9 protein-coding genes are annotated in these 12,678 nt (G+C 58.7%); 8 read left to right on the top strand and 1 reads right to left on the bottom strand.

From position 1 onward, the window contains the following. The 8 genes from AACY50_RS18025 to AACY50_RS17990 all read left to right on the top strand — a co-directional run bounded on the left by AACY50_RS18025 (nt 1) and on the right by AACY50_RS17990 (nt 10,327). Complete coding sequence (locus AACY50_RS18025) at nt 1-999, top strand: acyl-CoA dehydrogenase (RefSeq protein ID WP_339465791.1); 999 nt, start codon at nt 1-3, stop codon at nt 997-999. Then, nucleotides 996-1,754 carry a PIG-L deacetylase family protein gene (locus AACY50_RS18020; protein WP_339465793.1) on the top strand — a complete coding sequence of 253 codons (759 nt, stop codon included), beginning with the start codon at nt 996-998 and terminating at the stop codon, nt 1,752-1,754. Before AACY50_RS18025 ends, AACY50_RS18020 begins: the two co-directional genes overlap by 4 nt. Next, nucleotides 1,751-2,350: an SAM-dependent methyltransferase gene (locus AACY50_RS18015; protein ID WP_339465794.1), complete on the top strand. Its 600-nt coding sequence runs from the start codon at nt 1,751-1,753 to the stop codon at nt 2,348-2,350. The genes AACY50_RS18020 and AACY50_RS18015 overlap by 4 nt, the downstream gene beginning before the upstream one ends. Continuing rightward, nucleotides 2,347-3,003, top strand: coding sequence for a glycosyltransferase (locus AACY50_RS18010; RefSeq protein ID WP_339465795.1), 657 nt, complete (start codon nt 2,347-2,349; stop codon nt 3,001-3,003). The genes AACY50_RS18015 and AACY50_RS18010 overlap by 4 nt, the downstream gene beginning before the upstream one ends. A 187-nt stretch (nt 3,004-3,190) precedes the next feature. Beyond that, the gene (locus tag AACY50_RS18005; RefSeq protein ID WP_339538940.1) at nt 3,191-3,949 is read left to right on the top strand and encodes a PIG-L deacetylase family protein; all 759 of its coding nucleotides are present in this window, start codon (nt 3,191-3,193) and stop codon (nt 3,947-3,949) included. A 278-nt stretch (nt 3,950-4,227) separates the two neighbouring features. Beyond that, a complete protein-coding gene (locus AACY50_RS18000) occupies nt 4,228-7,461 on the top strand; it encodes a YncE family protein (protein ID WP_339538939.1) in 3,234 nt (1,077 codons plus the stop codon). A 486-nt stretch (nt 7,462-7,947) separates the two neighbouring features. After that, a complete protein-coding gene (locus AACY50_RS17995) occupies nt 7,948-8,763 on the top strand; it encodes an endonuclease/exonuclease/phosphatase family protein (RefSeq protein WP_339495642.1) in 816 nt (271 codons plus the stop codon). 493 nt (nt 8,764-9,256) lie between these two features. Next, on the top strand, nt 9,257-10,327 hold the full coding sequence (locus tag AACY50_RS17990; RefSeq protein WP_339495641.1) for an autotransporter outer membrane beta-barrel domain-containing protein: 1,071 nt from the start codon (nt 9,257-9,259) through the stop codon (nt 10,325-10,327). Between the two features lie 117 nt (nt 10,328-10,444). Here AACY50_RS17990 and glgB read toward each other — a convergent pair whose 3' ends face one another. Beyond that, complete coding sequence (glgB, locus tag AACY50_RS17985) at nt 10,445-12,676, bottom strand: 1,4-alpha-glucan branching protein GlgB (protein ID WP_339507684.1); 2,232 nt, start codon at nt 12,674-12,676, stop codon at nt 10,445-10,447. Nucleotides 12,677-12,678: the final 2 nt, after the last annotated feature.

Genomic DNA, 12,678 nt, shown 5'->3' with positions numbered 1-12,678 from the left:
ATGGACTTGCAAAGCTATCTCGCTCGCCGTCCGCCGGACTACGCAGACACAGCCTCGCTCGGCCTGTGCCTGCGGGCGATGGTCGAGGCCGGGCTGGACCGATTGCCGTTACCCGGCAGCGGCAGCACGCTGGAGCGATTTCAGCGTCTGGCCGATGTTGGTGGGCATGATCTGGGTTTGTGCAAACTTTACGAGGGCCACACCGACGCGTTAGCGATCATCGAGCAACTGGCAGGCGCGCCAACGCCCGGCAGCACGTGGGGCATGTGGGCGGCAGAACCGCCGCAAGCGCGGGTGCAGGTGCGACCCGCCGGGCATATGGTGGAACTGAACGGCCGCAAGGCCTGGTGTTCCGGCGCCGCGGTACTCAGCCATGCGCTGCTCACCGCGTGGGACGCTGATGATCAGCAGCAACTGGTTGCCGTGGCCCTCGATCAACCCGGCGTGACCATCACCGATCAAGGCTGGCAGGCGGTGGGCATGGGCGCCACGGGCAGTGTCGAGGTGCTGTTCGACGGCGCCGAAGCTCAAGCCATCGGCAATCCCGGCGATTACCTGCAACGACCGGGTTTCTGGCAAGGCGGGATCGGCATTGCTGCCTGCTGGTACGGCGCCGCGCGGCAGATTGCCGAACGCCTGCGCCAGCCATGTGCGCAACGGCAGGAGCCGCATGCCCTCGCCCATCTGGGCGCGGTCGATAGCGCCTTGCAGGCAGCCGCCGATGTCTTGCGTTTCAGCGCCCTGCAGATCGACGCGCATCCGCAAGCCGATACTCAGTTGCTGGCCCGGCGTGCCCGGGCCGTGGTTGAACAGTCTGTCGAACAGGTGATCCGCGAAGTCGGCCGCGCCTTGGGGGCCGGGCCATATTGCAAGGATCGGCACTTCGCCCGGTTGATCGCCGATTTGCCGGTGTTCCTGCGCCAAAGCCACGCCGAACGGGACCTCGCCGCCCTCGGCCAAATGATTGCCGCGCAACCTGACGGAGCATGGGCGCTATGAAAACCAATCCCATCGTCGGCCAAGGCACGTCCTTGCAGCAATGGCAGAGTTCACAGCATCTGGCGGACATGCAAAGCATCAATATCCTCAGTCTGGTGCCTCCGGGTGCTCGCGCGGTGATTGTCGCGCCGCACCCGGACGATGAAGTGCTGGGCTGCGGCGGCCTGCTGCAAGTGCTCGCCGCTGCCGGCCGCTCGTTACAACTGATCTCGGTCACCGACGGCAGCGCCAGCCACCCCGGTTCCACGCGCTGGCCGGTGGAGCGCCTGAGCGTGATCCGGCCACAGGAGTCCGCTGAAGCGCTGCGGCGCCTCGGTCTGCCGATGCATCGTTTGAAATGGCTGCGCGGCGGTTTCAGCGACACGCAGGTGGCGGCGCGAGAATCCGAACTGAGCGCGTTTATCGAACACCATCTGCGCCCCGATGACGTCATTTTTACCACGTGGATCGAGGACGGTCATTGCGACCACGAAGCCGTCGGCCGCGCCAGCGCTGAAGCGGCGCGCAGAGTCGGCGCGACGTGCCACGAACTGCCCGTATGGACGTGGCACTGGGCAACGCCCGAAGACGCGCTGGTGCCCTGGCAGCGGGCGCGCAAGATTCTCCTGTCACCGGTTCAAATCGCCCGCAAACGCCACGCCGTCCATGCCTTTGCCAGCCAATTGGAGGGTGATCCCGAGGCAGGGCTCGCGCCGGTACTGGCGCCCTATGTGCTTGACCGCTTACTGCAACCTTTCGAGGTGGTATTCCTATGAGCGTTGAAGATCGTTATTTCGAAGGCTTGTTCGCCGGCAACGACGACCCGTGGGCATTTCGTCAGCGCTGGTACGAACAGCGCAAACGGGCGATCACCCTCGCCGCACTGCCTCGTGCGCACTATCGGGCGATCTTCGAACCGGGCTGTGCGAACGGCGAACTGAGCGCCGAACTGGCGACGCGCTGTGATCGACTGTTGTGTTGCGACACCGCCAGCGCGGCAGTGACACTGGCACGAACCCGTTTAAGTCTTTTTGACCACGCCCAAGTGCGTCAAAACCGTCTGCCCGGTGACTGGCCGGAAGAAAAATTCGACCTGATTGTATTTAGCGAAATCGGCTACTACCTCGACGGCAAGGATCTGACAGAAGTGATTCGCCGGATCAGTGATTCCCTGACCGCCGACGGCCAACTCCTCGCCTGTCACTGGCGCCCGCCCATCGACGGCTGTCCGCTAAACGCCCGACAGGTTCACGACCTGATCCATGAGCAGTTGAATCTGCCACGCGTGGCACTGCATCAGGAGGCTGATTTCATTCTTGAAGTATGGAGCCGCGAGCCGCGCTCGGTGGCGGCGTTGGAGGGTTTGCGATGATTGGCATTTTGATCCCGGCGCACAACGAAGAAGACCTGCTCGACGAATGCCTGAGCGCGGCCATGCGCGCCAGCCGGCACGGTTTGCTCGCCGGTGAGCGGGTCGAAGTGTTGGTGGTGCTCGACAGTTGTACCGACCGCTCGGCGCAGATTGTCAGCGGTTATCCGGTGCTGAGCCTGAATATCGACGCACGCAATGTCGGTCAGGCCCGCGCCGTCGGCGCTCAGTTGCTGCTGGAGCGCGGGGCACGCTGGATCTCCTGCTCCGACGCCGACAGTCGCGTCGCCGACGACTGGCTGGTGGCGCAAATCGGGCTGGGCGCGGATGCGGTGTGTGGCACGGTCACCGTCGAGCACTGGCATGAATCATTCGATGAAGCGGCGCAAATTCGCTATCACCGGCACTATCGGGCCAGTGAGGGCCATCGGCATATTCATGGCGCCAATCTGGGCGTCAGCGCCGATGCCTATCGGTGGGCCGGAGGCTTTAAACCGCTGGCGTGCGACGAAGATGTGCACCTGGTGCGGGATCTGGAACTGACCGGTGCGAACATCGCCTGGAGCCATCGTCCGCAAGTCCATACCAGCGCTCGTTTCGACAGCCGGGCCCGGGGTGGATTTGGCGACTACTTGCGAAACCTGGCACAGATGTAATAAAAAAAACCGTATCAGATTGATCTGTGGCGCGACGAACGTCACTTCATGAGCAATACTGTGCTGCGCGGCAATCCAGGGTTCGGAGCGTCGTATGGCAATCAACCAGCCTTCACGGGTCGGCCGCGTCACAGGTTTATGGCTGTGGGCACGATTGAGGGCGAAACAACACAAGGACGTCGCACCCATGAAACCGTTATCGCTCATCGAAAACAGCCCGTCGGCGCAAATCTGGAACAGCGCCCCGCAACTGCACAACATTCCCGTCATCAACACCCGCAGCCTGGTGCTACCCGGTGCCCGCGCCGTGGTGATCGCCCCGCATCCCGGCGATGAGGTGGTGACGTGCGGTGGCCTGCTGCAATCACTCTCAAGCCTCGGTCATCCGCTGCAACTGCTCTCGATCACCGACGGCAGCGCCAGCCATCCCGGTTCACGACAATGGTCGGAAAAACGCCTGAGCGTGTTCCGCCCGCAGGAAAGCGTCGAAGCCCTGCGCCGCCTCGGCTTACCCATGCACAGCCTGAAATGGGTACGCGGCGGTTTCACCGACAACGCACTGAGCGATCAGCACAGCCAATTGGCCGGGTTCATCGGCCGTTACCTGCGCCCCGGCGACGTGGTATTCAGCACCTGGCGCGGCGATGGCAACGACGATCATGAGGCGGTCGGACGTGCTGCCGCCGAAGCCGCCGAACTGGCCGGGGCGACCTTCCACGATGTGCCGGTCTGGGCGTGGCACTGGCCTGAGCGCGATCAAAAACTGATCCCCTGGGATCGCGCACGCAAACTGCGCCTCGACACCTGGACCGTGGCGCGCAAAAGCCACGCCACCCACGCCTACGCCAGCCAGCTCAAGGGCGAACCGGCGATTGGCATCGCGCCGATGCTGCCGCCGGTGATTCTGGAACGGATGCGTTTGCCCTATGAAATCGTTTTCGTCTGAAGGCCACAGGTAGCACCTTCGCCAACATCTTTCGTGGGCGGGCTTGCCAGCGATCGCGGTGGGTCAGCCAATCAGATGCTGAGTTGCGTACCCTCATCGCTGGCAAGCCCGCTCCCCTAGGGGCTAACCCGTGTGTCTGAGGGAAGATTTTCCCCTTCCCGACCGCGTAACCATTCGTCCGGAAACCGCGCGCACCTGTCAGATCTGACAGGTGACAAACATTGCTGATTAGCGTCACCTGTCGCCATGGCATTTTCCTATTCAGCCTGGAGTTGGCGATGACCAGCACCCGCACGATTGACCCCTTTGCACTGCCCCTTCCGAAAGCACCCAAGATGATCCCCCTCGTCCCTGCCAGTGAGGGAGTCCACGGTGGCGTTGCCTTCGACGACGCGAGTGAGGAAGAGGGATTTCAGATACTCATGCTGGCGTATGACAACCAATCAGAAAACGACAAAATCACGCTTTGGTTGAACGATGAAAAGGCGGATGACACCACCATTGCCAAAGGCAAGGAGCGTGACAACACGCCACTTTACATTCCGCCGGAATGGTTTCAAAAAGGCCTGAACAAAATCAAGTTCAGCGTCAAACGTACTTCCGGCAACTGCGATTTCACCGATGAACTCATCCTGCTTCACCGCACCTCGCCACCCGGCGACACGCCCCCGGTCCTGAACCTCAGCGTCAGCCACTCCAGCATCGGCCCCGAGCAAGCGAACAAGGTTTCGGTCACGGTCAACTACAAGAACATGAATTGGTACGACACGATTTCTATTTATTGTAATGGCGCGCGTGTCACCCACACATTGACACCAGACAGCACGTCTCCCCTACCGCCGGTTCCGCAAAGCGTGGTGATCCCGATCCCTAAAGAGAAGCTGGAACAAGGCGGCGACGATTCCGACTTCGAATTCAAATTCCGCGTGGTCGACTATCTGACCAATCCGTCCGGCCCTCCGACCTGGTCGGATGTAGTGACGGTGGACGTGCATTTGAATCGCCTCACGTTGCCCGCCCCAACCGTCAAGGGCCAGACCGGCAACAACTTCAGCCCGACCCAACCGGAAGTCCGGGTGCTGGTGCCGCAGGGTTCGCTGCTGCCTGACGATAAGCTGAACGTAATCTGGCAAGGCGCAGCCGAGACACCGGCTGCGGGCACCTACACCAGCCCTCAACGGCTTGTCAGCGCCGGTCTGGAAATCGCGGTGCCGCGATCAGTCCTGGCTTACAGCCTTGGCAAACCGGTGACCGTCATCTATGTCATCGAACATAATGGCGCCTCCAGTAATTCCCTGCCGCTGTCTCTGAACATCCTGACGCTACCGGCGACGGCGCTGATCCCGCCGAAGATCGTCGAGGCCGATGCCAACAACGTCCTGGACGTGAACGCGTTGGGCAGCAAAAACGCGACCCTTCACGGGTTGCTCCACACACTGATCGAGGCGGGCCAACAGGTCTGGATGAGCCTGGAAGGTCAGAAGGCCGACGCCAGCCCTCACAACCTGACAATCTGGAACGGCGGAGACGCCAATGTCAATGCGACGTGGGTCAGCCAGGGCTTCTGGCCCGCAGCACTGGCCAACAGTTACCTCAAAGAACTCGGGCACGGCACCACGCTGAAAATCAAGTACAAGGTGTCGATGGACAAGAGCGACAACCCGGCAACGGCCACGGTGTTTCCGGATCGAACTTACAGCATCAAGTCGATAGAGCTAGTGGTGCCGACGCTGGTGAATGTGCTGGATGCGAGCAATAAAGAAGTGCCGGAGGGCACGTCCACCATCAGCACCACGCTGAAACTCAAAGGCAAGGCCAGCAAAGGCCAGACCGTCGAGATTTTTGATGGCAACGGTGCGTCTGCCGTGTCCAAAGGGACTGCGCCCGCCCATGAAACAACAGGCGAATGGGAGAAAACCATCGCCGTACCAGAGGGTAGTCGCCGGTTGTATGCAAAGGCACTGTATGCCGTAAGCCCGGTGTATTCGAATGTTCGGTTACTGACCGTTATAGCCGCCACCGCACCGACGATCACCTCGGTCAAAGGCTCGCCGAGCGGCGTGGAAATCCCACCCGGCGGCACCACCGCGGAAACAGCCGTGACTCTGACCGGCAGTGCCGCCAAGGGCCAAAAAGTCGATATCCTCGATGGGATCACGTCCAAAGGTCAACCCGACACGGATCAAGCAACAGGGATCTGGACATTAACCGTTACAGGCCTGAGCGTAGCGGCGCACAGTTTTACCGCCAAGGCGTTGTATGGCGATGGTGCGACCTCCGAAGCCTGGACGGTGAATGTAACGGCGAATGTACTTTCTTTTATAAATCAGCCCTATCGATCGTCACCCGGAGTACGGCTGAAAGATATTGAGATATTCGCAAGCAAACTGGATGGCACGCCTCGTCCAGAGGCACCTGTAATATTGACACTCGCCAGTGGAATGTTTTTCGCCGATGGCACTGGGGGGGAGCGTGAATTCATAGCTGATGGGCAAGGCCTTGTAATAGTGAAGGGCGTACAGGCGTCTATGGTTCCTGGAGAGTACGCGCTGAATGCTGTCAGTGAAGGGGCAATAGCATCCGCGAAGGTAACGGTCTTCCCCGAAATCTCTGAGGGGGACATATCAATCGGAACGGGTGGCACTGAAAAAGCTTTAAGCCCCGACGGGCTTACGCTTTATGTCCTTGTTCCCTCGGCTTCTTTGGTTAAAGTCGTAGATCTGATTTCAAGGAAAGTTTTAAATCATATTCAGACTCCCCCTATCGCCCTCTCATGGCCAAGAATGGCCATAAGCCCTGATGGAAAGCAGTTATTTATTGGATACACACACAGCGGAAACATCACCATTATTGACACGACCAACCTAAAGATTATTGGAGATATAAAGGTAAATCAATCACCCCATTATTTAGCGGTGAGTCCGGATGGCAAATCCCTTGCGGTCGGATATGGCGGTATAAATTCAAGCCTCTACAATATTCAGGCAGCGATAGTTGATATATCAACGCAAAGAATTACTCGCGAAATAACTGAAGCAGGAAGCAACACCAAAATGATTGATTACACTCCTGATGGCGAATATTTATATATTGTGATCTGGGTTGGCAATGCTGGCACACTGGCTATCATTGAAAAAAAAACGCACTCAACTGTCGCCAGAACAATCATTAACGGCCGCCCTTACACATTGCACTTTAATGCATCAGGAACTCGCGCTTATGCAATTGGAAATACTTTATCCTGGACACCAACCATAACAGTTGTTGATGTTCTACAAATGCAACCCATCAGGACAATCAGCCCTTTAAATGAAATTAAAGCAACCGCATTTGTCATTAACGCTAGCGAAACCCAAATAACATATAGCGAGGGCACTGTGATTGATGCCGCCGGAGGTCGGACTTTGAAAAAATATCCTTTTGAAACGGGGTGCGGGCCTGTTGACTATCGAAACAACCGCCTATATGCGTCCGGCACTGACACTATTAAAGTTATTGCCATGGATCCATGACTTGAAGTTCAATGCAAATTACTTGTATTGAGACGCTCTTGACAAAGAAAACAAAAGGCGATGAGTTTATTTTTCGCCTTTTATTCAATCTCTATAAACAACCAAGAATACTTCGTTTACGATCCTCAACGCTTTGGAATGGCCAATACATGTTAAACGGGGCCAGCCCCTGAGGGATCCCCACAAATCTACTCCAGGCTCTGCGCCTGATGATGCACCTCATCGCGCAGAGCTTTCTCCAATTTTCCCCAGTCTCCGCTGCCTCCGAACTCTATGCACCTACGCCAGTATTCCAGGCCAAGCCGCCACATGGATGTGTTGGGCGGCAGATTCGATTGCGCGTCTGATGTAGAAGCTGCCGAAGGCTGCGATCATTTGATCCAGAACAACAAGACCAAATGATCGCAGCCTCGTTTCACTCGACAGCTCCTACACTAGTTGGCGGTGTTGATTCAGAAGGAACCGCCACCCCCACCCACCAGTCGCATGAATACGCACTCAGGATTCACAGGAGTCACCGTGTCCAGCGCCCCCAATCGTCACGTCGTCGACGATTCAGTCATCCATCGCCTGCGCGTGCTGACGGTCAATACCCACAAGGGTTTCACCGCACTCAACCGACGTTTCATTCTTCCGGAGTTGCGTGAAGCCGTACGCAGTACTTCGGCCGATCTGGTGTTTTTGCAGGAAGTGGTGGGTGAACACGAACGGCATTCGAACCGCTACAACGAATGGCCGCAAACCTCGCAATACGAATTTCTCGCCGACAGCATGTGGAGCGATTTCGCCTATGGGCGCAACGCGGTTTATCCCGATGGCCATCACGGCAATGCGCTGCTGTCCAAATACCCGATCCGCGAGTACCGCAACCTCGACGTGTCGATCACCGGCCCCGAGCGCCGTGGCTTGTTGCACTGCGTGCTGGATGTGCCGGGGCATGCCGAAGTCCATGCGGTCTGCGTGCATTTGAGTCTCCTGGAAAGCCATCGCCAATTGCAGTTGCAACTGCTCTGCCAGTTGCTTGAATCCTTGCCTGATGACGCGCCGGTGATCATCGCCGGAGACTTCAACGACTGGCAGCTTCACGGCAACGTCGCCCTCGCCCGGCGCGACTATTTGCACGAAGCCTTCGAGCGCCATCATGGCCGCCCTGCCAAAACCTATCCGGCGCGTTTTCCATTGCTGCGACTGGACCGGATCTACCTGCGCAACGCCAGCAGCCATGACCCGCAGATCCTCGGCAACAAGCCGTGGACGCACCTGTCGGATCACTTGCCGCTGGCCGTTGAAGTGCATCTGTAGCTGCCGAACGGACAAGCCTGCTTTTCGGCTCTGCGTGATGACTCACCTGGACGTTTCGCTCCGGGCGATTGTCGTAACTCACGCCCTTGGTATCCGGCTAATATTCGAAATATTGACAGCAACGGCTTATGCGGTGCGTTCGGCAATGTCGGAACCTGGATCAACCGAAAAACCGTCCGTCAACAATACATTCCCTCTGCATCGGGGTTTTCACTGCCGCGACCCACACAAACAACCACTTGGTTATATTCAAATAAACAAACAGTTACAAAACCTAAATAACACCGACCACTCATCGATCAATTTCTTGACGCATGCCTGTGGTTCTTCTTATCTCAACCTTACTACCCCCGGAATAACCCTCCGGGCCGAACCATCGGACACTCGCGAAATCGAGCGGCCATGGATCTGCCCGCTCCATTCGGTCGCCCCTCGTTCGGGGTAGGAGAGACGCCACATCGAGATGCCGCATGCGCTTGCAAGGTAGGCCTCCATGAGAACTTCAATCACCCCACGCGAGATCAAAATTACTTTCTGCACAGTCTCGAGTTTTCTCTTGCTGTGCTCATCCATGGAGGCGCAGGCAGCCCCTGCGGCGGATGAAGCGACACCGTGGTATCGAGAGAACGTCCCCGTCATCACATTGCCTGCGACGGTCATCACCCCGGACCGGCAACGGTTCAATCCCCTATCTGATCGGCAAATTGCGAGGCTGATCACCGAAGAACTCGCGCCAGGCGCCTGGGACCTGCTCTACGGACAAAGTGCCCGAAAGGCGCAAACCGATGTGGTGTCTTCGGGTTTCGCGATGCCCGGCGGCTCTGACTGGAAGGGCCCCGCCGTACTGACTCTGCAAAGCGGCGGCGGCCCTACGCAGAAAATCGGCCTGATGGGCGGTCCGAACCAGATTCAAGCCAATGGCAATGGGCAAATCATCAGCCGCGCCCTGGCCGACCCGACCACCGACACCCTCAACCTGCAAGGCCAACGCCTGGGGGCCTATTACAGCCTGATCGGTGCACGGGGATGGCACGTCGACTTGTCGGCCAGCGGTGGACGAGTCAGCGGATTCAGCCGCGATCAACGAGGTGCGCGGCAGGCCACAGAAGGCAGCGCCATGACGTTCTCGGTCGAAGGCGGTTTCCCGATTGGTTTGAATGAAAACTGGGTGATCGAACCCCAGGCGCAATTGGTCAACCAGCGCATCACCCTCGACACCCCCAACGCTGGCTCAGGCCACGCAACGTCCAAAGACCTCTCAGCCTGGAGCGGCCGCGTCGGAGCACGCTTGAAAGGTAGCTATCACTTGAGTGGTCTGCCGGTCGAGCCGTACCTGCGCACCAATCTCTGGCACACGGTCTATACCGGCAGCACGGTGACTCTGGATAAGGTCGACAAGATCAGCAGCAGCCGCAAATCATCGACCGTCGAGTTGGGACTGGGGCTGGTGGCTCGGGTGACGCCGGCGGTGAGCCTGTATGTGAGTGCCGATTACAGCAGTGATGTCGATGACAATGATTTGAATGGCTTGATTGGCAGCCTCGGCGTACGGATGCTTTGGTGAGGCTTCGGTTTCCCGGCGTCTGAGCTGACACCTTCGCGAGCAAGCCCGCTCCCACATCTGGAATGCATTCCTCTGTGGGAGCGGGCTTGCTCGCGAAGGCAGCGACTCGGTGTGGGATCAACCCTCAGGCTTGAGGATCAACACCGCCAGCGGCGGCAAATTCAGCTCCAGCGACAACGCCTGGCCATGGCTAGGCACTTCTTCGGTAAACGCGCCGCCACCGTTGCCATAGTTGGAACCGGCATAAGTATCAGCGTCGCTGTTGAGCAACTCGCTCCAACGCCCGGCGAACGGCACACCCACACGATAGGAATGACGCGGCACGGGGGTGAAGTTGGCCACCACCAGCACGGGTTTACCGTCCTTGCTCCAACGCAGCCAGGCATAAACGCTGTTGATCGCATCGTCGCCAATCAACCACTGGAAACCCTGTGGCGCGTCATCCTGATCGTGCAATGCCGGCTCTTCGCGATAGAGACGGTTGAGGTCGCCCACCAGTTTCTGCACGCCTTTGTGCTCGGAATACTGCAACAGATACCAATCAAGCTGTTGATCGTGATTCCACTCGCGCCACTGGCCGAACTCGCAGCCCATGAACAGCAGCTTCTTGCCCGGATGGGTCCACATGAAACTCAGATAGGCCCGCAGGTTGGCGAATTTCTGCCAGCGATCGCCGGGCATCTTGTCGATCAACGAGTGTTTGCCGTGGACCACTTCATCGTGGGAGATCGGCAGAATGAAACGCTCGGACCAGGCGTAGACCAGGCCGAAACTCAACTCATTGTGGTGATGGGCGCGGTACACCGGGTCCTGCTGAATGTAATGCAGCGAATCGTGCATCCAGCCCATGTTCCATTTGTAGGCAAAGCCCAGACCGCCCTGCTGCGTGCTCTGACTGACGCCCGGCCACGCCGTGGATTCCTCGGCGATTACCAGTGCACCCGGGGCCTCCAGGTCGACCACGTCGTTCAAGTGCCGCAGAAAATCGATGGCTTCAAGGTTTTCCCGCCCGCCATGCCGGTTCGGCACCCATTCGCCGGCCTTGCGCGAATAGTCGCGATAGAGCATCGAAGCCACCGCATCGACTCGCAGGCCATCGATGTGGAAATGCTTCAACCAATGCAGCGCCGACGCCAGCATGTAACCGTGTACTTCGGTGCGCCCGAGGTTGTAGATCAACGTGTCCCAATCCTGATGGAAACCCTCCAGCGGATTGCCGTACTCGTACAGCGCGGTGCCGTCAAATTGCGCCAGGCCGTGGGTATCGGTGGGGAAATGCGCCGGTACCCAATCGAGAATCACGCCGATATCGGCTTGGTGGCAGGCGTTGATGAACTCGGCGAATTGCTCCGGCGTGCCGTAACGGGCGCTCGGCGCAAATTGCGACAACAACTGATACCCCCAGGAACCACCGAACGGGTGCTCCATGATCGGCATCAACTCAATGTGGGTGAAACCCAGTTCCTTCACATACGGAATCAATCGCTCTGCCAATTCCGGCCAGGTGTACTGGCGCGCTACTTCACCCAGATCGTCCAGTTCACACTGCCAGGAACCGGCGTGCAGTTCATAAATAGACAGCGGCGCCGAATGTTGCTGCCGCTCGCGACGGCTGCTCATCCAGTCCTGATCCTGCCAGTCGACGTGCAGCGGCGCGGCGACTTTCGACGCGGTATCCGGCGGCAGGCTGGTGGCGAGCGCCATCGGGTCAGCCTTGAGCGGCAGAATCCCGTGAGTGCCAAGAATTTCGTATTTGTACAACTCCCCCGCTTGTAGGCGCGGGATGAATAACTCCCATACCCCGGACGGATGACGCAGGCGCATCGGGTGCCGGCGCCCGTCCCAGACGTTGAAGTCACCGACAACCGAGACCCGTCGGGCATTCGGCGCCCACACGGCAAACCGCACGCCGTCGACGCCATCCACGGTGGTCAGTTGCGCGCCGAGGCACGAACTGAGGTCGCGGTGATTGCCTTCGGCAAACAGATACAAATCCATTTCGCCCAGCAACTGACCGAAGCTGTAGGGGTCTTCCGCCACCTGCTCGCCACCGGCCCAACGGGTACGCAATTGATACGGCCGTGCCTGATCGAAGTGGCCGACAAACAGCCCCGGCGTTTCAGTCTGCTCAAGCGCGCCGCGCTCTTGCCCGGTCTCTTTGTCCAGCACCGAAACATTCAACGCACCGGGCAGATAAGCGCGAATGAATTGTCCGCCGGCGCCATCGCCGTGCGGGCCAAGAATGGAAAACGGATCGTGATGCTCAGCACGGACCAGGGCGTCGATGTCCTTCGCCGTGGGCAGCAATGCGTCTTTGACTTGACCCTGTTCCTTGTTCGAGAAACTCATGA

The organism is Pseudomonas sp. RA_15y_Pfl2_54 (assembly GCF_963971015.1).
Classification (GTDB): Bacteria; Pseudomonadota; Gammaproteobacteria; order Pseudomonadales; family Pseudomonadaceae; genus Aquipseudomonas; species Aquipseudomonas baetica_A.
Note: the sequence above shows the minus strand (reverse complement) of the source record. Positions and strands in the feature narration are given on the sequence as shown.